Here is a 19,294-nt window from a genome sequence, read left to right as displayed (position 1 = left end):
TTTCCATTATTCCCCTTTGAAAGCACGTTTAAGCTTTCCGAATAAACTATCATCCTGCTCTTCTTGTCCTGCAAATTCACGTAATAAATCTTTTTGCTGTGAAGTCAATTTCGTCGGTACAACAACACGAACGACTACATATTGATCTCCTTGGCCGTATCCACGTACGTTCGGAGCACCTTTTCCTTTTAAGCGGAATTCTGTTCCAGTTTGTGTTCCTGCTGGAATTTTCAGCTTCACTTTACCATGAACAGTAGGAACTTCCACTTCATCACCAAGCGCCATTTGCGCAAATGTTAATGGCATTTCGCAAATAATGTGATCTCCTTCACGCTCGAAGAATTCATGATTTCTTACATGAACGACAACATATAAGTCTCCTGCTGGTCCGCCATTTACGCCGGCTTCACCTTTTCCAGACACACGAATTTGTTGACCATTATCGATACCCGCTGGAATTTTAACATTGATTTTTTTACGTTTACGAACTTTACCTGAACCGTGACATGTCGTACATTTTTCTTTAATAATTTGTCCAGTTCCTGAACAATGACCACAAGCTTGACGGTTTACGATACGACCAAACGGTGTGTTTTGCTCTACACTCACTTGACCAGAGCCTGAACAATGTTTACATGTTTCTTTTGAAGTTCCTGGTTTTGCTCCACTACCTTTACAAGTATCACATGGATCTTCTACTGGAATTTCCACATTTAATTCCTTACCAAAAATAGCTTCTTCAAAATCTAAAGTGACTTGATATTGTAAGTCAGCACCTTGGCGCGGAGCATTTGGATCACGGCGTCTGCCGCCGCCACCGCCAAAGAAAGAACTAAATATATCTTCAAAACCGAAGCCACCGCCGAAGTCTCCTCCGCCGCCAAATCCACCGAATCCTTGATTTGCACCAGCATGACCAAATTGATCGTACTGCGCACGCTTTTGATCATCACTTAACACTTCGTATGCTTCTTGTACTTCTTTAAACTTTTCAATTGCATTTTCTTCTTTGCTTACGTCTGGATGGTATTTTTTAGCCAAACGACGATACGCTTTTTTTATTTCATCTGTTGAAGCGCCCTTGCTAAGTCCAAGGACCTCATAATAGTCTCGTTTACTCATAAATTTACAACCCCCGAATCTTTCACATAAACGTAATTTTAACACCGAAAGAAAGTGCTTTGCAACAAAGTTTCCTCACTTACAGTATGCAAAGCGAAAAACTTAAGATCCTCACACATCACTTCTCATTCGTGAAAAAAGCCAAAGTCAAGGCACGCTTGACTTTGACTTTTTGTCATCTTACTTATTATGTTTACAGTTGAATTACTTGTCTTCTTTTACTTCTTCAAACTCAGCGTCAACTACATTGTCTTTCTTCGTGCCAGCGTCTTGTGCACCTTGCGCACCTTCTGCTTGACCAGCAGCTGCTTGAGCTTGCTCGTATAATTTAACAGTTAATTGTTGTACGATTTCTTGTAAAGCATCTTTTTTCGCACGAATTTCTTCAAGCTCGTTTTTCTCAATTGCAGCTTGTAATGCTTCTTTCGCTTCTGTTGCTTTTGCAACTTCAGCTGCATCTACTTTACCTTCTAAATCTTTTACAACTTTGTCTGTTTGGAATACAAGTTGGTCAGCTTCGTTACGAAGTTCAACTTCTTCCTTACGTTTTTGGTCAGCGTCAGCATTTGCTTCCGCTTCTTGTACCATACGTTCTACTTCTTCATCAGAAAGACCTGAAGAAGATTGGATTGTAATAGCTTGCTCTTTGCTTGTTCCTAAGTCTTTCGCACGTACGTTAACGATACCGTTCGCATCAATATCGAATGTTACTTCGATTTGTGGAATACCACGTGGTGCTGGTGGAAGGTCAGTTAATTGGAAACGACCTAACGTTTTGTTGTCAGCTGACATTGGACGCTCACCTTGTAATACGTGAATGTCTACTGCTGGTTGATTATCAGCAGCTGTCGAGAATACTTGTGACTTACTTGTTGGAATTGTAGTGTTACGCTCGATTAATTTCGTGAACACGCCACCCATAGTTTCAATACCTAAAGAAAGTGGAGTTACGTCTAATAATAGAACGCCTTCTACATCACCAGTAAGTACGCCACCTTGAACTGCAGCACCTAATGCTACAACTTCATCAGGGTTTACACCTTTATATGGCTCTTTACCAGTTTCACGTTTAATAGCTTCTTGTACAGCTGGGATACGAGTAGATCCACCAACAAGAATAACTTTATCTAATTCGCTTGGAGCAAAACCAGCGTCTTTTAATGCACGACGAGTTGGCTCTAATGTTCTTTCAACAAGACCTGCTGAAAGCTCTTCGAATTTCGCTCTTGTTAACGTTAATTCTAAGTGTAATGGACCAGCAGCTCCAGCACTAATGAATGGTAATGAAATTTGAGTTTGTGTTACACCAGAAAGATCTTTTTTCGCTTTTTCAGCTGCATCTTTCAAGCGTTGAAGCGCCATTTTATCTTGGCTTAAATCAATGTTATTTTCTTTTTTGAACTCAGCTACTAAGTGATCGATGATAACTTGGTCAAAGTCATCGCCACCAAGACGGTTGTCACCAGCAGTTGAAATAACTTCGAATGTGCCGTCTGCTAACTCAAGGATAGATACATCAAATGTACCGCCACCTAAGTCATATACTAAGATTTTTTGTTCTTCGTCTTGTTTTTCTAAACCGTAAGCAAGTGCTGCTGCTGTTGGCTCGTTAATGATACGCTCAACTTCTAAACCAGCGATACGACCAGCATCTTTCGTTGCTTGACGCTCTGCATCGTTGAAGTATGCAGGTACTGTAATAACAGCTTTCGTTACTGTTTCACCTAAGTATGCTTCAGCAGAAGCTTTTAAGTTTTGTAAAATGATTGCAGAAATTTCTTGAGGTGTATAATCTTTACCTTCAACTTCTACTTTGTAGTCTGTACCCATATGACGTTTAACAGACATGATTGTATTTGGGTTTGTAATTGCTTGGCGCTTTGCAACTTCCCCAACTTGACGTTCTTCATTTTTGAAAGCTACAACAGAAGGTGTTGTACGGTTTCCTTCTGGATTTGGGATAACCTTTGGTTCTCCACCTTCCATAACAGCTACACAAGAGTTTGTTGTACCTAAGTCAATACCGATAATTTTACTCATGGCGAATCCTCCTAGTTTTATGTAAATTATTGATTTACTTTTACCATTGATGGGCGAATCACACGGTCTTTTAATTTATAACCTTTTTGGAATTCTTCCACAACCGCGTTTGATTCAAATTCACTATCTTCCACTTGCATAATAGCTTGGTGTTCATTAGGATCAAACTGTTTACCAACAGCTTCAATCACTTCCACACCTTCTTTAGTCAGCGCTTCTAACAATTGACGATGCACCATTTCCATGCCTTGTAACAAGGATTTCGTTTGCTCATCAGTCGCTTCCACTTGCATTGCTCTTTCAAAATTATCAAGAGCTGGCAAAATGTCTGAAACTAGACTTTGTGCTCTATATTTTTCAGCAGCCTGTTTATCCATTTGGACGCGGCGCTTATAATTTTCAAAATCAGCTTGTAGACGTAATGTGCGACCTTCCGTTTCCGTTAGTTTCGCTTGTAACTCATCTACTTTTTCTTGTAAAAGAGCAGCCTCACTTTTTTCTTCTACAGTTTCTTCACTGTTTTCTGGCGTGACAGCTTCTTCAACTTGCGCTTCTTTTACTTCTTCTACCACTTGTTCGTTACGCTCTTCCACAATATTCACCTCCTTAAAAGGTATTAGGTATCATGCATAGCATGATTACCTAAGCATTATATATTACACACAGCAATGAAAATTTCATCACTTGAGCGAATGTATTACTCTCATTTACTTTTTAAGTCCATCTGTAAATTGTCTCGTAAATAACTGTAACAAACTAATTACACGAGAATATTGCATTCTTGTCGGACCTAAAATAGCAATTGTTCCAAGTTGCTCTTCGCCGATCGAATATGTTGCAGAAATTAAACTGCAATCCTCCATAGCCGTCGAAGTGTTTTCCCTACCAATTTTCACTTGAATCCCGACTTGTTTATGACGCAAAATGTCATAAAATTCAGCTTCATTATCAATCATGGTAAGCAAAGATCTAACCTTTTGAATGTCATGGAACTCTGGCTGCGAAAGCATATTTGCTTTTCCTCCAAAGTATATCTTTTCCGATAACGGAACTTGAAATGTACCATCTAACATTCTTATTGCACTATCATAATTATGAACATACCCACGTAAAACTGTAACAATTTCCTTAAAGATTTTATTATGAAGTTCTTCCATCGGTACGCCAGATAGCTTTTCATTTAAAACATTAACCATTTTTTCTAAATCTGATAAATCAACAGATTCCGGAACGGTAATCGTTTTACTTTGTACATGCCCTGTATCAGTTACAATAATAGCGACTGCAGTTTGACGATCAAGCGGCACAATTTGTACATTTTTAAGTTTATTTGTGCTTAACTTCGGTCCAAGAACAATGGCCGTATAATTCGTAAGTTCTGATAAAATTTGAGCAGATTGCTGTGCAATTTTTTCCGCTTCAAAAATTCTTTCAGCAAATAAATCTTTAATTTGTACAATTTCAGCGTTCGGTAAGTTTTGCGGCGCTAAAAGATGGTCTACATAAAATCGGTAGCCTTTCTCAGAAGGAACACGTCCAGAAGAACTGTGCGTTTTTTCAATAAAACCTAATTCTTCTAAGTCCGCCATTTCATTTCGAATAGTAGCTGAACTAAATGTAATTTCATCTTTTTTAGCCAACGTTCTAGACCCAACAGGCTGCGCTGATCCAATAAAGTCATCAATAATTGTTTGTAAAATTAAGAGCTGACGTTCCGTAAGCATCTCATCATCACCTCTGTTAGCACTCTTTGTCTTTGAGTGCTAAATCTATTAATAACTTACCAAAATTGACATTCAATTGTCAACGGAAACGTCACGAAATAATGAAACTTTTTCACGTTAATGGAACATTTAATTAGTCAATTAAAAATGATTGGAATACTTCATTCCCTAATAATTTTCCTTTTCGCGTTAAACGAACATATCCATCGCTCTCTTCAAGCAATCCTTGTTCTTGGTTGTTTTGTAACTGCTTCGCGAAAACTTGATCCATCTCCATATTAAATTTCTTTTGAAATGCTATTTTAGATACACCTTTTGTTTTTCGAAGTCCTAAGAACAACTCTTCTTCCATCTTTTCTTTCTCCGTCACCACGTGAACATCTAAATACGGAAATCCTGTTTCATCAATTTTATTAAAATATTGCTTCAGCGGACCTACATTTTGAATACGTTCCCCATTCACATAACTATGAGCTCCAGCTCCAAAGCCATAATACTCTTCATTATTCCAGTATGTGAGATTATGTCTACTTTTATTGTCACCTTTTGAGAAATTACTAATTTCATACTGGTTATAACCGTGTTTCTCCATTTCATCCATTACCATTTCATACATTTTCGCTTCATGGTCTTCACCCGGAAGACGCAATTTCCCTTTATTCATTAAGTTATAAAACACTGTTTTAGGTTCCACAATTAATGAATATGCCGAGAAATGTTGTACACCAAGCGTAAAAGCAATGTCTAATGTTTCCTTCACATCTTCTATCGTTTGTCCTGGCAAAGCATAAATAATATCTACATTAATATTTTTAAAGCCTACTTCCTGAGCTTCTCGAATCGCTAGGAATGCATCTTCCCTCGTATGCTTGCGCCCGATTTTCTCAAGCAGTTCATCACGGAACGTTTGCACACCAAAACTAATTCGATTCACTCCACCTTCTAGTAGTACATTCAACTTCTCTTTCGGTAGATCTCCTGGATTCGCTTCAAATGTCAATTCACAATTCGGAGCAAACGGGCGCAAATGACGATTAATAATCTCGAGTAATTTTTTTGTCTGTTCCATATTTAACGCTGTCGGAGTTCCACCGCCCACAAAAATCGTTTTCATACTATCAAACGGAACTCTTTGAACCGTATTTATTATTTCCTTCTCTAAATAATCTAAATATTGATCAACCGGTTGGCGTTCAATAAACACTTTATTAAAATCACAATAGTGACAAATGTGCTGACAAAACGGGATATGAATATATGCAGCTTGTACCAAATATAACTCCTACCTTTCTAAAAAGAAAACCTCCGCACTCCGGAGGATTCTCTACTTCTCTAACGTATTACGAATTTGTTCCATTCGCATTTTTCCCCAATCATACATCATTTCAACGATCGGTAAAAGTGACATGCCTAGTTCCGTCATATAATACTCAACACGAGGAGGAATTTCGGGATATACTGTTCGATCAACAATCCCATCTTCCATTAACTCTTTTAATTGGTTCGACAAAACTTTATGAGAAATGCTTGGGAATAACCGTTGTAATTCACTAAAACGATGAGGCCCTTCCACACCAAGATGCCACAGTATCACAACTTTCCACTTTCCACTAATAATAGAAAGCGTCAATTCCTTTTCACAATTAAAATTGCCATTTTGTATTTTATCTTGAATATCTTTTCGAATATTTTCGGACATTAACAATCTCCTAACTCTATATGAACTAAAAAGCTCTCTCATTATTGTAAATGAGAGCTGCTCAGATGTCTAAAAAGTAATTATACAGAAAAAAGAAGCCGTACAAACGACTTCTTTTTTATTTCAAATATTAGTTGTCATCCATTTTCAGTACAGCCATGAATGCCTCTTGCGGCACTTCTACAGAACCAACAGACTTCATACGTTTTTTACCTTCTTTTTGCTTATCAAGAAGTTTACGCTTACGAGAAATGTCACCGCCGTAACATTTTGCAAGTACGTTTTTACGCATCGCCTTAATTGTAGAACGTGCTACAACTTTATTTCCGATAGTCGCCTGAATTGGCACTTCGAACTGTTGTCTCGGAATTAATTCTTTTAATTTCTCTACAATTACTTTACCACGGTCATACGCTGAATCACGGTGTACGATAAATGATAAAGCATCCACTTGTTCATTATTTAAAAGAATATCCATTTTCACAAGTTTAGATGGTTTATAACCAATTAACTCATAATCAAATGATGCATACCCTTTCGTATTTGATTTCAATTGATCGAAGAAGTCATATACGATTTCTGATAACGGGATTTCATATGTTAATGTAACACGCGTTTCATCTAAATATTGCATATCAATAAACGTTCCACGTTTACCTTGGCAAATTTCCATTACAGCTCCAACATAGTCATTCGGAACCATAATTGAAGCCTTCACAAACGGCTCTTCTACACGATCGATAGACTGTGGGTCTGGCATATTAGATGGATTATCAACAATAACATCTTCACCGTTTGTTAAATAAACTTTATAAATAACGCTTGGCGCTGTTGTAATTAAGTCAATCTTAAATTCACGTTCAATACGTTCTTGAATGATTTCCATGTGAAGAAGTCCTAAGAATCCACAACGGAAACCAAATCCTAACGCTTGAGATGTTTCTGGTTCAAACTCAAGAGCAGAATCGTTTAACTCTAATTTTTCTAACGCATCACGTAAATCGTTATAACGAGCAGAATCAATTGGATACAGCCCACAGAATACCATCGGGTTTAATTTACGGTAACCTGGTAACGCCTCTGCAGCTGGACGTTTCGCATGTGTAATCGTATCACCAACACGTGTATCACCTACGTTTTTAATAGATGCTGCTAAGAAACCTACATCACCTACTGTTAACTCGTCACGTTGCGTAGTTTTCGGTGTAAATACACCTACTTCTGTTACTTCAAATTCTTTACCCGTTGCCATCATACGTACTTTATCGCCAACTTTTACCGTTCCATTTACAACACGGATATAAGCAATTACACCACGGTACGGATCATATAAAGAGTCGAAAATCATACATTGTAACGGCTCTTCTGAATCACCTGCCGGAGCTGGTACTTTTTCAACAATTTGTTCTAAAATTTCTTCAATACCAATTCCAGCTTTTGCAGAAGCAAGTACCGCTTCTGATGCATCTAAACCAATTACATCTTCTACCTCTTGACGTACACGTTCTGGATCCGCACTTGGTAAGTCGATTTTATTGATAACTGGTAAAATTTCCAAGTTGTTATCAAGCGCTAAGTATACGTTCGCTAACGTTTGCGCTTCAATACCTTGCGCTGCATCTACTACAAGAATCGCGCCTTCACAAGCCGCTAAACTACGAGATACTTCGTACGTAAAGTCGACGTGTCCTGGTGTATCAATTAAATGAAGAATATACTCTTCACCATCTTTTGCTTTATAGTTTAATTGTACTGCGTTTAATTTGATTGTAATACCACGCTCACGCTCTAAATCCATAGAGTCAAGCAACTGAGCTTTCATTTCGCGTTGTGTTAACGCATTTGTTTTCTCTAAAATACGGTCTGCTAACGTTGATTTTCCGTGGTCAATATGAGCAATAATAGAGAAATTACGAATTTTGGACTGTCTTTTTGCTCTTTCTTCTTTGTTCATCTATGTTCTCAACTCCTAATAGTCTCGCCAATATACACTAGCACTGATTATATCAATAGAGCAACAAAGATTCAATGAAAACTCGTGCTGCTTACGATACAAATCATTCTATCTATATCTTATGCGAATAAACCATAAGAGACAAACCCTTTTCAAATTTTAAAACGGTTGTCTTACAAATCAGTAAAACAACCATCTCCCATGCTACTCTTAGCTAAAAATCCCCTTTATTTTCCCAACAACTATATCCGTTCCGAACTTCGTCATTTCATAAGCTACACTTGCTAACGCCATCCCAATTCCTTCTACAACATTAAAACTTCTTAAACGTTCTAATTGTTGTTGTTTTTCTGAAGCTGAAAACGAACTACCCAAAATTTCTGATTCAGCACCTGTACTCTCTGTCCCTGTCATATGAGCTATTTGTTCATACGACAATTGCCGATAACCTTTCATACTTTTCAAACCATGATTAGCAAGTGACACTCCTGCTATCATCATAAGTAAACATAAAGCTACACTACATATACACAAAAGCGCAAAACGACTCAAACTATTATCATCTTTCTCCCTCAATGTGTATACGCTCCCGTATTATCTTGATCAATTTGATGATGCAGCGCTGCATTTAAACCACTCGCTATTACATTCGCCATATCCTCAATAAAAGTATCTACTTCTTTTGGGGTCACCATTAAGTTATGACCAAGAGGCGATAGCACTTCATAAATCAACCTTCTTTTTTCTTCTTCTTCTAACGTACCAACAGCACCTAAAAACATATTTCGGCTCTTTTCATCTGGCATATCTTCTTCTGTTAATTTTTTCTTTTCTCCAAATAAAAATCCCGCTGGTAACAAAGATCTTGAAGGTTTGTTTCCTTCTTTCATCTCTCGACCAAAATGTTTCAAAATAAAATCAATCGTATCACTTGTAATCGAAACGGCATCGACCACAGTCGGAACACCAATTGCGATAACAGGGATACCTAATGTCTCTTTACTTAGTTCCTTACGTTTATTCCCAACCCCTGATCCAGGATGGATTCCAGTATCAGAAATTTGTATCGTGCTATTTACTCGTTCAATAGAACGGGCAGCTAATGCGTCAATCGCAATTACAAAGTCTGGATTTGTCTTCTCAATAATCCCATAAATAACATCGCTCGTTTCGATGCCTGTAATCCCCATTACTCCCGGCCGAATTGCACTAACAGGTCTGAATCCTTCTTCTACACTTTCAGGCTGCAATTGAAACAAATGTCTCGTTACTAATACATTTTCTACAACTATTGGCCCAAGAGCATCCGGTGTTACATTCCAATTCCCAAGGCCTACAATTAAACAGCTCGCTTCTTTTGTAACACCAACCTCTTCTAAGAAATAAGAAAATTCTTTTGCAAAAATACGCTCCACTTTTTGTTGAAGTTCTGTATCTTGCTGACGTATACCTTGTACTTCAAGCGTTAAATAATTTCCAGGTTTTTTACCCATCGCTTCAGAGGCAGCTTCATCAATTGTTACTTTTGTAATTATAGTACCTTCTTCTTCCCTCTCTTTTACAATTACCCCCTGTATCCCTTTTTGTTCTTCTTGGCTTTCTTGCAACATTTGATGAGCTTCTACAGCAAGGTCAGTTCTAACGCTATATTTACTTAAATCCAATGGTTCTTTCATCGTATCTCCTCCGTAATTCATAGTAAATATCGTTAGATTTCCCAAAGTTATATAAGGTCATTCTTTCCTTTACGTGAAATTTCATGGATATACTATTGCAATTCTCTTCACCGTTTGATAGAATATCACTTGTTCTATGTAAGAATCGAGTCATTCGATTGCACCAGGGAGGTGAAAAGTATGGCAAACATCAAATCTGCTATCAAACGCGCTAAACTTAGCGAAGAGCGTCGTGCACATAACGCTTCTATCAAGTCTGACATGCGTTCTGCTGTTAAAACTGTAGAAGCTTTAGTTACTAATAACGATCTTGAAAATGCTAAAGAAGCTTTCAAAACTGCTTCTAAAAAACTTGACAAAGCAGCTCGTAAAGGTCTTATCCACCAAAACGCTGCATCTCGTCAAAAATCTCGCTTAGCGAAACAAGTAAACGCGTAAGGCGTTTAAAAAACGATCCATTTGGATCGTTTTTTTATATACAAAAAAAGTTCATGCACTAGGTACATGAACTTTTTTTGTGTCATCACATATGATTTAATCGCATTAAGAAAAACTCGAGCACAAGTTTCTTATCCATCTTTCCCGTCTTCATACTATAATCAGCTTCCGCTAATTCTATAATCACTTTTTTTAATTCTTCAAAAGAGAAAAATTTCGTTTGATTCATCGCCAATTTTACACGATACGGATGTACACCAATATGAGATGCAATTTGATTTTGCCCATAACCACGTTGCTGTAACTCTTTCACTTGATACAACAAACGGAATTGACTCACTAATAACGCAAGCAATTTAATCGGTTCTTCCTGCTGCGTAAATAATCCATCCAAAATTTGCATTGCACCTGCAATATCTTTTTTCACCACTTTTTCTGTCAAAGCAAATACATTTTGCTCAACTGATTTTGGCACAAGCTCTGCAACAAGTTTCGTCGTAATCTCTCCGCCCATACCAACGTATAACGTTAACTTGTCCATTTCCTTCGCCAACATCGTTACATTACTTCCCACAAGCTCTAGCAACAAACTAACAGCCGCGTTATCAATGTGCACATGCACTTCATCTGCTCGAGCAACAATCCACTTCTGAACATCCTGCACTTGCATCGCATTCGCTTCTACTACATCTGCTGTTTTCTTTAATAGTTTTGTAATTTTTTTTCGCTCATCAAGTTTTTCGTAAGGCGCAACAAAAACAAGAATAGAAAATGGAGAAGGTTCACCAATGTATTCTTCTAAAATTTTTATATTTTGCTCTAACTTTTCTTTTTGCGAAGTCAAAAATAGCGGTGATTTTATTAACAGTACTTTCCGCTCTCCAAAGAAAGGAAGCGTACGCGCATCCTCAACCACATCTTCTAAATACGCTTCTTCCAAATCGTATGTCACAACATTAAACTCTCGATCTTCTTCTTCAAGTGCTTCTGTCGTAATAAGCTTTATCGTTTCATTTATAAAAAAAGCTTCCGTCCCATATAGTAAATATAACGGAGCAAACTGTTTCTTTTTAATTTTTTTATGTATATCACTCATACTTTTTCCTACTCCCTAACTTGGCAATATATATTTATACTAATGCCCTAGCTTTTGTTTTACAAGTACAAAGGAACAGGCTTTATAACCCGTCCCTTTATTTATATTAAACGCCACGCAATAAGCCCCGGGTTTCTTATTGGTGTGCGGTAATCACCTTCCCTTTATTATTCACAATAAAAATTCCAGTATAAGTGCCAACTGTTAACATGCTTGGAAACAAAAAACTCACGTTACTTCATAATCTAAAATTCGCAAAAAGCTCATTTTCTCTTCACATTGAAATTGTAGATTTTTTTCTGACAATATTTTATACTAAAGTGGAATGTTGGGGAGGGATTCTAAATGAATGATTTTGAACAAAACGTTCAAAGTAAACGCAATGACGCTATTGATTCAGGGGTAGGATTTATCGTCTCATTTGGTTTTTTCGCAACACTTTTCATCATTGCAACTGTTATTAAATTTATCGGTTCTTAAAGACTGCCACTTCATGGCAGTCTTCTCTTTTTCACCTATTATATGTCTTATCATATGTGATTTTACTTTGAAAGGTTCCATTTTCCCCTTTAAAAACATAGGAAATAGCACCTTGCTTGTCCGTGCGCCATATCGCACTCCCCATCTTCTCCAAACGTTCTATTACTTCTTTATGCGGGTGTCCATATCTATTCTGCTTACCAACAGATATAATCGCTACACGGGGCTGTATAACGTTCAAAAAAGACTCTATAGATGACGTATTACTTCCATGATGAGCAACTTTTAAAACATCCACTCGCAAATCTGGATACGCAGATACTAAAAACTGCTCTCCTTCTTCTTCTAAATCGCCTGTAAATAGCCACGTCAATCCTCCAAATTTTGCCCATATTACAATTGAAGCATTATTTTCACTTTTTTCTTTTCCTTTTGGAGCTAAAACGAAAAACTCAGCTTCATTTACACTCCAACTTTCCCCTTCCCCCACTTCAGTTATTTTCATTTCCTTTTCTAATGCCTGTTTCTTTACTACTTTTTCTAATACTGCATCTTTTCCCTTCCGGCCAAATACAACTTCTTTTACAGGTATATATGATAATAATTCTTGCGCAGCACCTATATGATCTGCATCTCCATGCGTTACGATTAATTTATCAATTGTTTTAATACCTTCTTTTTGTAAATAGGGTATTAAAACATCAGTTCCAACAGAAAATTCATGCTTTTTTTGTTGCCACTCTTCCTTATTGACACGAAGCGTTCCACCTGTATCAATAAGATAAACCCCTTTATCATACGGAAGGCGAATTAATATTGCATCACCTTGTCCAACATCAATAAATGTTACACTTCCGCTTCCTCTAAAATATGGATATACATAATGACACGTGCTAATAAAAAGAAATATACTCACAACTATACAAACCATTTTTTTCGGCGCTCTCCTTTCCCAAACTATCAATATACTGACAATACTCGTGCAATATACAGCTACAAGATTGAAGGACGTTTTCCCGAAAATAAGCTGGTTAAATGGTAAACTTTCACAATAACTTAGAAGAACATTAGACATACTCAAGCCTATTGATAACACATCCGCAAATCCTTTTGCGAGAAACGGGACAATTGGCATACACAGTAAAATAATAATGCTACATGGTAATACAATGATAGATAAAAACGGAACGTATAAAAGATTGAGGAAAATGCTATATGGAGAAAAATAACCAAAGTGATATAACAAGATCGGAGTACTAACGAGCTGTGAAATGATAGAAATATAAATAGAATTTCGGATTACTCCGTTGCTACTCCCTAATAAGAACGGAGCAGACAAAAGTAAAGCGAAGCTACCTACAAAAGAAAACTGAAATCCAATATTAAAAACAAGATAAGGGTCATATATAAGCATACATATAGCTGTTACACTTAAAGCATCTAAACTAGATAAACGAATCGAGCACATAAAAGCAATCAACATCAAAACTCCTGCTATAGAAGCCCTTATAACAGATGGTGACGCCCCTGCTAAAACCATATACAAAGGAATACAGACGATAAGGCAAATTGTTGCTACCTCCCTCGTCGCACCACTTCTTAGCAAAATAAAATATACTATCCCCATTAACAATACAATGTGCGAACCTGAAATTGCTAACAAATGTATAAGACCAAACTGTTGATATTGCTCTTCCACTTCAAACGTCATTTGTTGTCTATCACCAAATAGTAACGCATTCATAAAAGCACCTGATTGCTCTGGAAACATTTCTGTAACTTTCGAGATTGCTTGTTGCCTCAAAAGGAGAATCCATTGCATAAGCGACAGTGATGTTTTATAGCATTCAGAAATATATGTAGCCTCAAATGTGAAATGAATATGTTGCTTGTATAAATAATCACGGTAATTAAAACCATGAAAATTCCGAGCTGTTTGTGGTTCTTTCCTCTCACCCTCGAATACACATGATATCCCTGCGTATAATTGTTGCATTTTTTCCTTTTCCAGAGCTGATTTTATTCTATAACTTAATTGCACTATATTTTTATTGTGATCTTCAAATTGAAAAGATAGGCGATCGCCATTAACAAGCGGTGTATTTTGTATAACACCTCTTGTAACTCCATAGGACTCTCCTAGAGACTTATTCCACCCTTGAACATAAGAAGTGTATATAGCGCCACTAAAGCACGCTACAATGCAAAAAAAGAAGGTTTTACGCGAAGTGCGATATAAACAGAAGAAAATATTTAAAAAGAGGCAAAAAACTATCAATAAAAGTGACGAGGAAAAGGCAATTGCAATCCCTATTATAAACGAGATTGCAACATACCCCCATTGTTCCTGCAACTTATACTCACTCCTTATAGCATCATTTTTGCTTTCGTGAATACATGCTGTAATTCTTCCATTGATAAATTATCTTTTTCTAAAGACGCAAATAATTCTTTTAACTCCGTATAACGTTTTTGCTCCTCTAATGCAGCAATATCATATTCTAGCGGAACGTGCTTCACTGTTACATTCGCTTGTTCAAATAACTCTATGGCGTATGGATGATTTTTATAATCCTGCGCATAATAAACCGCTGTAATACCACTTTGAATAATTGCCTTACAACATTGTAAACAAGGGAAATGCGTAACGTAAATTTCTGCTTCCTCTGTTTTCGCACCAAACTTGGCACATTGTAATAAAGCATTCATTTCGGCATGAATTGTCCGAACACAATGATTATCGATTACGTAACAACCATCATCTATACAATGTACGCCACCTTTAATCGAACCATTATATCCACCAGCAATAATTCGTTTATCGCGAACGATTGTCGCTCCTACCGCAAGCCTTGTACATGTACTACGTAACGATAGTAGATGGCTTTGCGTCATAAAATATTGATCCCATGAAATTCGTTCCATATTTTTCACCTACTTTTTTGTCTACTTGTAGTGTAGCGAAAGAAGAAAAACTTCGTCAATCTTTTACGGAATAATAATTTGATCTTTTATCTTTTCAAGAGACTTCGCACCAATCCCATCAATCTCTAATAAATCTTCTATTTTCTGAAACGGACCATGTTCTTCTCGATATTTCAAAATACTTTCTGCCTTTCGAGAGCCAATTCCTGTAATCTTTTCCAATTGCTCCTTCGCTGCTGTATTTATTCGAATCTTGCCATCTTCCTTAGAAGAAGTAAACATCCCTTGTTCTGACTCATTTTTACTCGGTATATAAAGAAGCATTTGATCTTGTACAATTTGTGCTAAATTCACTTTTTTGATATCTACTTCTGATAAAAAACCACCAGCCTTTTGAACCGCATCCTTTACGCGATCTCCTTCCTTCATTTCATATACCCCTTCTTTATTAACCGCTCCTTTCACATCAATTATAATTGTTCTTTTCTGTTCCTTTGTATCCGATATTTTCGGTTTACCCTTTTTTTCTATCTCCTTCTCTTGCACATTCATTGTAATAGGCGTTCGTTCTACACTCTGATTCGTTTTCCAAAAAACAAGAAAAAGTAAAGTTCCAATAATAGCTACTAAACCTAACCACTTTTTCGGAAAATCCCACATCATTTTACACCTCTAATCATAAATTTATAACATCATTCATATTGTTTAGGAGAAAGCTGTTACGAAGGAGGGATGAAACTTTGAACATAGGAATTATAGGGACAGGAAACATGGGGAATATACTAATCGATGCATTTTTAGAAACCCGTGCTGTCAAACCTTCGTGCCTTACAATCATTAATCGGACGCCTGCCAAAGCATATCATATAAAAGAAAAATACCCTTCTGTTCATATAGCAAAAACAATCCCGGAAGTAATCGAACAATCACAACTTATTTTTATTTGCGTTAAGCCGATAGATATATACCCTATCCTAAAAAAATACGCTGAACATTTTTCTGATGAAACGTGCTTAGTTTCTATTACGAGTCCAATATCTCCATCACAATTAGAGACTCTCGTACCTTGTCACGTCGCGCGTATCATTCCAAGTATCACAAACCGCGCCCTCTCTGGCGCCTCACTATTTACATTTGGAGATAATTGCTCTGAAGAATGGCAACAAAAATTACTTCGTCTATTCAAAAACATTTCTACACCTCTTGTAATAGAAGAAGATATAACGCGCGTTTCATCTGATATAGCAAGTTGCGGTCCTGCTTTCTTTAGTTATTTACTACAATGCTTCATTAACGCTGCTGTAGATAAAACAAATATTACACACGAAGAGGCTACTACTTTAGTAAGTGAAATGGTCGTGGGGATGGGGAAATTACTTGAAAAAGAAATCTTCACATTACCTACCTTACAAGAAAAGGTTTGCGTGAAAGGCGGCGTTACTGGGGAAGGCATTCGGGTTTTAGAAGAACACGTTGGAGATATGTTCCATAAGTTAATCGAGCGAACACATGAAAAATTTGATGAAGATTTAGAATGCGTTGATCAGCAATTCAATAAACACACATAATAAATACGTCATTTACATTCCAAATCCTTTTTATAAATAATTACTTTTTTACAATACATTTTCACTTCAACTACTATTCCCACACTTTACGCATACGATCTTCAGATTATACTAGAACTAAAAATACATCTTCTTTATAAAACAAAAGCAACCTTCTCGGTTGCTTTTGTTTTATCCCGCATTAACGGCCAGTAAGATCCCCACCTTAAAACTCAGCGAAAGCAAAGAAGTTAGGAGGGGGTCGGGCTGCCCGTAAAAGCCCGATTGGTTCAACTAATAATCAGCGGGGAGCTTCGCACCCCGCTGATTAAAGTTTCACTTTATCCGTTTTTCTTCGCCATGAAGAAAATACGCTCTGTTTGTTCTGTAACTTCAAGTCGCTCAAAATCACCTGTTACACGAAGCACTGTAAAACCTGCTTCTTCAAGCCATTTCGTTAACTCTTCCACTTGATATGCACGTTGCACGTGACATTCGTCAAACCGATGGTACACATCTTCTTCTGGATCTTGAACAAAGAATGTTAAATCATGCTCTACACTATTTGATTCTTCACCAGGGAAGCAATTCCAAATAAGAGATATTTCTTCTCCATTCACTGTATACGTTTCATTTTGAAATACATGATGTATTTTATATAAAGAATGTACATCAAATAAAAACAAGCCATCTTGGCGTAAATGGTGAAATACTCTTCTAAATGTTTCTTGCACTCCATCTTCTTGCAATACATAATTTAATGAATCACAAAAGATGGTTACACAATCAAACTCACCTGGAACATCAAGCTCTCGCATGTCTTGTTGATAAAAAGGAATAAAGTATCCCTCTGCTCCCAGTTTTTGCTGAGCGACTGTTAACATTTCTTCTGAAAGATCGACACCTATTAAATCGTAACCCTTTTGCACAAGCGGAAGGGTTACATTACCCGTACCGCATGCTACATCAAGAATTTTTGCCTCTTTCATATCTGCTTGCTGCAGGCTTTCCTCTGTGAATTCCACCCATTTATCATAAGGGACATCATTCATTAGTTCGTCGTACAACAATGCAAATTGTTCGTATTTCATTGGCCTAGCTCTTCTGTAATATCTTCACGTGGCACATCGCCCCATAGACGCTCTAAATTATAGTGATTACGCTCATCTTTATGGAATACATGAGCAACTACATCTCCAAGATCAACTAATACCCAACGTGCTTCGTCAAAACCTTCCATACGTTGTACGTCGATTTGGAACTCATGTGCTTTTGATTTAATTTCACGTGCAATTGCTTGCACTTGTTTATCTGAATTACCGTGACAAATAATGAAATAATCTGCAATTGGTGAAATACCTTGCATATTTAGGACAACCATATCTTCTGCTCTTTTATCATCAGCTGCTTTTGCCGCTAATACTAATAAATCTTTATCGTTCATTTACTCATTTCCTCCTTGATAACTGCATTGTATGTTTGGAATGTTAATGGATAAATCGTCTGATTTTTTTCCATTAAAAATTGAATTGTTTTCTTTAACGCAAATAATAAAGCTTGATTTATATCCGTATATGCGAGTTTACGAGCCTCTTCCACACCTGGAAACTTTCGCCCTGGCTCAATGTAATCAGCTACATAAATCACTTTATCTAACATTGTCATGTTCTCATGACCACTTGTATGATATGTAATAGCTTGCAAAATTTCAGAATCCGTAATGCCTACCTCTTTTTCTACTAAGTATGCCCCAACAGGCGCATGCCACAACTCTTTATTATAGCAAAGTAAATCTTTCGGCAAATCTTCACGTTTAATAATCTCTTCCATCTCTGAAATCGCTCTACATTTCGCATAATCATGGAATATAGCTGCCATCTCTGCTTTTTTCTCGTCCACACCGTATAACTTAGCCAGCTCAATCGCTGTCTCCATTACACCAATTGTGTGTGTATAACGTTTTTCATGCATTTGTTGTTTAACAATATGAAGTGCATTCTCACGATTCATACAACCCATTCCTCTCGATATATACCTGTACTTTTTCAGGAAGTAAGTATTTACACGTTTTCTTCTCCTTATATCTCTCACGTAATAAGGATGAAGAAACTGCAAATTCCGGAATTTCCACTGTAGTAATCTGATACGGCGTATGCAATGTGTACCCAGGTCTCGCAACTCCAACAAACGTTACAAGATTAAGTAAAGCTTCAATGTTATACCACTTCGGTAAATACTCAACCATATCCCCACCAATAATAAAGTGAAACTGCACATCCGGATACTTCTTCGTCAATTGCAACATAGTGTCATACGTATAAGATGGGCCCTTCCTGCTTAACTCTTCTAAACAAATAGAAAAGTGTTCTTCTGCCTCAGTCGCGAGCTCTAACATATGTAAACGTCTTTCTATACTTGTAATATTACGTCCTTGTTTATGTGGCGGAATCTGGTTTGGCAAGAACCATACTTCTTCCAAATCCAAAGCGTGATATACTTCATTTGCAATTAGCAAATGTCCATAGTGAGGCGGATCAAATGTACCGCCAATGATGCCAATTTTCCTCAAAAGAAACGCCCCTTCCTTTTACAT

General features: G+C 37.1%; 20 protein-coding genes. 3 read left to right on the top strand and 17 right to left on the bottom strand.

Translation table 11 applies throughout. From position 1 onward, the window contains the following. Nucleotides 1-6 precede the first annotated feature (6 nt). From dnaJ to gpr, 9 genes are all read right to left on the bottom strand, one after another. Nucleotides 7-1,122, bottom strand: a complete 1,116-nt coding sequence (dnaJ, locus tag ACLBXA_RS02885; RefSeq protein ID WP_000043947.1) for a chaperone protein DnaJ — start codon at nt 1,120-1,122, stop codon at nt 7-9. Nucleotides 1,123-1,326: 204 nt separating this feature from the next. Beyond that, nucleotides 1,327-3,162, bottom strand: a complete 1,836-nt coding sequence (gene dnaK / locus ACLBXA_RS02880; RefSeq protein WP_000034701.1) for a chaperone protein DnaK — start codon at nt 3,160-3,162, stop codon at nt 1,327-1,329. 26 nt (nt 3,163-3,188) lie between these two features. Continuing rightward, nucleotides 3,189-3,755, bottom strand: a complete 567-nt coding sequence (gene grpE / locus ACLBXA_RS02875; protein ID WP_000392711.1) for a nucleotide exchange factor GrpE — start codon at nt 3,753-3,755, stop codon at nt 3,189-3,191. 114 nt (nt 3,756-3,869) lie between these two features. Next, nucleotides 3,870-4,886 (bottom strand): heat-inducible transcriptional repressor HrcA, encoded by a 1,017-nt coding sequence (gene hrcA / locus ACLBXA_RS02870; RefSeq protein ID WP_000954943.1) that lies wholly within the window; start codon nt 4,884-4,886, stop codon nt 3,870-3,872. 133 nt (nt 4,887-5,019) lie between these two features. Continuing rightward, a complete protein-coding gene (gene hemW / locus ACLBXA_RS02865) occupies nt 5,020-6,159 on the bottom strand; it encodes a radical SAM family heme chaperone HemW (protein ID WP_000249440.1) in 1,140 nt (379 codons plus the stop codon). A gap of 51 nt (nt 6,160-6,210) precedes the next feature. Next, complete coding sequence (locus ACLBXA_RS02860; RefSeq protein WP_001293539.1) at nt 6,211-6,585, bottom strand: winged helix-turn-helix transcriptional regulator; 375 nt, start codon at nt 6,583-6,585, stop codon at nt 6,211-6,213. A 130-nt stretch (nt 6,586-6,715) separates the two neighbouring features. Then, nucleotides 6,716-8,539, bottom strand: a complete 1,824-nt coding sequence (lepA, locus tag ACLBXA_RS02855; protein ID WP_001030948.1) for an elongation factor 4 — start codon at nt 8,537-8,539, stop codon at nt 6,716-6,718. 210 nt (nt 8,540-8,749) lie between these two features. Next, nucleotides 8,750-9,115 (bottom strand): YqxA family protein, encoded by a 366-nt coding sequence (locus tag ACLBXA_RS02850; protein WP_001207093.1) that lies wholly within the window; start codon nt 9,113-9,115, stop codon nt 8,750-8,752. After that, nucleotides 9,112-10,215 (bottom strand): GPR endopeptidase, encoded by a 1,104-nt coding sequence (gene gpr, locus ACLBXA_RS02845; protein ID WP_447617099.1) that lies wholly within the window; start codon nt 10,213-10,215, stop codon nt 9,112-9,114. Before gpr ends, ACLBXA_RS02850 begins: the two co-directional genes overlap by 4 nt. A gap of 180 nt (nt 10,216-10,395) precedes the next feature. Here gpr and rpsT point away from each other — a divergent pair, with 180 nt between their 5' ends. Beyond that, the gene (gene rpsT, locus ACLBXA_RS02840; RefSeq protein ID WP_001274012.1) at nt 10,396-10,653 is read left to right on the top strand and encodes a 30S ribosomal protein S20; all 258 of its coding nucleotides are present in this window, start codon (nt 10,396-10,398) and stop codon (nt 10,651-10,653) included. 85 nt (nt 10,654-10,738) lie between these two features. On the opposite strand, the gene holA is transcribed toward rpsT, so the two are convergent. Further along, nucleotides 10,739-11,749: a DNA polymerase III subunit delta gene (holA, locus tag ACLBXA_RS02835; RefSeq protein ID WP_001279923.1), complete on the bottom strand. Its 1,011-nt coding sequence runs from the start codon at nt 11,747-11,749 to the stop codon at nt 10,739-10,741. A 345-nt stretch (nt 11,750-12,094) separates the two neighbouring features. On the opposite strand from holA, the gene ACLBXA_RS02830 reads away from it, so the two are divergent. Beyond that, complete coding sequence (locus ACLBXA_RS02830) at nt 12,095-12,229, top strand: YqzM family protein (protein ID WP_000997609.1); 135 nt, start codon at nt 12,095-12,097, stop codon at nt 12,227-12,229. Between the two features lie 31 nt (nt 12,230-12,260). On the opposite strand, the gene ACLBXA_RS02825 is transcribed toward ACLBXA_RS02830, so the two are convergent. From ACLBXA_RS02825 to ACLBXA_RS02815, 3 genes are all read right to left on the bottom strand, one after another. Further along, on the bottom strand, nt 12,261-14,582 hold the full coding sequence (locus ACLBXA_RS02825) for a DNA internalization-related competence protein ComEC/Rec2 (RefSeq protein ID WP_097826030.1): 2,322 nt from the start codon (nt 14,580-14,582) through the stop codon (nt 12,261-12,263). 14 nt (nt 14,583-14,596) lie between these two features. Then, nucleotides 14,597-15,154 carry a ComE operon protein 2 gene (locus ACLBXA_RS02820; RefSeq protein WP_000439773.1) on the bottom strand — a complete coding sequence of 186 codons (558 nt, stop codon included), beginning with the start codon at nt 15,152-15,154 and terminating at the stop codon, nt 14,597-14,599. Nucleotides 15,155-15,217: 63 nt separating this feature from the next. Beyond that, nucleotides 15,218-15,817 (bottom strand): helix-hairpin-helix domain-containing protein, encoded by a 600-nt coding sequence (locus ACLBXA_RS02815; protein ID WP_000989935.1) that lies wholly within the window; start codon nt 15,815-15,817, stop codon nt 15,218-15,220. Between the two features lie 77 nt (nt 15,818-15,894). On the opposite strand from ACLBXA_RS02815, the gene comER reads away from it, so the two are divergent. After that, nucleotides 15,895-16,722, top strand: coding sequence for a late competence protein ComER (gene comER, locus ACLBXA_RS02810; RefSeq protein ID WP_001020554.1), 828 nt, complete (start codon nt 15,895-15,897; stop codon nt 16,720-16,722). Between the two features lie 320 nt (nt 16,723-17,042). Here comER and ACLBXA_RS02805 read toward each other — a convergent pair whose 3' ends face one another. The 4 genes from ACLBXA_RS02805 to nadD are packed head-to-tail and all read right to left on the bottom strand — an operon-like array spanning nt 17,043 to nt 19,270. After that, the gene (locus tag ACLBXA_RS02805) at nt 17,043-17,792 is read right to left on the bottom strand and encodes a class I SAM-dependent methyltransferase (RefSeq protein ID WP_000873064.1); all 750 of its coding nucleotides are present in this window, start codon (nt 17,790-17,792) and stop codon (nt 17,043-17,045) included. Beyond that, entirely contained in the window at nt 17,789-18,145 is a 357-nt protein-coding gene (gene rsfS / locus ACLBXA_RS02800) for a ribosome silencing factor (protein ID WP_000998173.1), read from the bottom strand. The genes ACLBXA_RS02805 and rsfS overlap by 4 nt, the downstream gene beginning before the upstream one ends. Further along, nucleotides 18,142-18,711 carry a bis(5'-nucleosyl)-tetraphosphatase (symmetrical) YqeK gene (gene yqeK / locus ACLBXA_RS02795; RefSeq protein ID WP_001078483.1) on the bottom strand — a complete coding sequence of 190 codons (570 nt, stop codon included), beginning with the start codon at nt 18,709-18,711 and terminating at the stop codon, nt 18,142-18,144. Before yqeK ends, rsfS begins: the two co-directional genes overlap by 4 nt. Beyond that, a complete protein-coding gene (gene nadD, locus ACLBXA_RS02790; RefSeq protein WP_001226031.1) occupies nt 18,701-19,270 on the bottom strand; it encodes a nicotinate-nucleotide adenylyltransferase in 570 nt (189 codons plus the stop codon). Before nadD ends, yqeK begins: the two co-directional genes overlap by 11 nt. Between the last annotated feature and the right edge of the window lie 24 nt (nt 19,271-19,294).

Source organism: Bacillus sp. D48C (genome assembly GCF_053345735.1).
Note: the sequence above shows the minus strand (reverse complement) of the source record. Positions and strands in the feature narration are given on the sequence as shown.

Coding starts and splice junctions, on each gene's coding strand:
- dnaJ (WP_000043947.1), bottom strand. CDS start 1,122: ATGAGTAAACGAGACTATTATGAGGTCCTTGGACTTAGCAAGGGCGCT.
- dnaK (WP_000034701.1), bottom strand. CDS start 3,162: ATGAGTAAAATTATCGGTATTGACTTAGGTACAACAAACTCTTGTGTA.
- hrcA (WP_000954943.1), bottom strand. CDS start 4,886: ATGCTTACGGAACGTCAGCTCTTAATTTTACAAACAATTATTGATGAC.
- ACLBXA_RS02860 (WP_001293539.1), bottom strand. CDS start 6,585: ATGTCCGAAAATATTCGAAAAGATATTCAAGATAAAATACAAAATGGC.
- lepA (WP_001030948.1), bottom strand. CDS start 8,539: ATGAACAAAGAAGAAAGAGCAAAAAGACAGTCCAAAATTCGTAATTTC.
- gpr (WP_447617099.1), bottom strand. CDS start 10,215: ATGAAAGAACCATTGGATTTAAGTAAATATAGCGTTAGAACTGACCTT.
- rpsT (WP_001274012.1), top strand. CDS start 10,396: ATGGCAAACATCAAATCTGCTATCAAACGCGCTAAACTTAGCGAAGAG.
- holA (WP_001279923.1), bottom strand. CDS start 11,749: ATGAGTGATATACATAAAAAAATTAAAAAGAAACAGTTTGCTCCGTTA.
- ACLBXA_RS02830 (WP_000997609.1), top strand. CDS start 12,095: ATGAATGATTTTGAACAAAACGTTCAAAGTAAACGCAATGACGCTATT.
- ACLBXA_RS02820 (WP_000439773.1), bottom strand. CDS start 15,154: ATGGAACGAATTTCATGGGATCAATATTTTATGACGCAAAGCCATCTA.
- ACLBXA_RS02815 (WP_000989935.1), bottom strand. CDS start 15,817: ATGATGTGGGATTTTCCGAAAAAGTGGTTAGGTTTAGTAGCTATTATT.
- ACLBXA_RS02805 (WP_000873064.1), bottom strand. CDS start 17,792: ATGAAATACGAACAATTTGCATTGTTGTACGACGAACTAATGAATGAT.
- rsfS (WP_000998173.1), bottom strand. CDS start 18,145: ATGAACGATAAAGATTTATTAGTATTAGCGGCAAAAGCAGCTGATGAT.
- yqeK (WP_001078483.1), bottom strand. CDS start 18,711: ATGAATCGTGAGAATGCACTTCATATTGTTAAACAACAAATGCATGAA.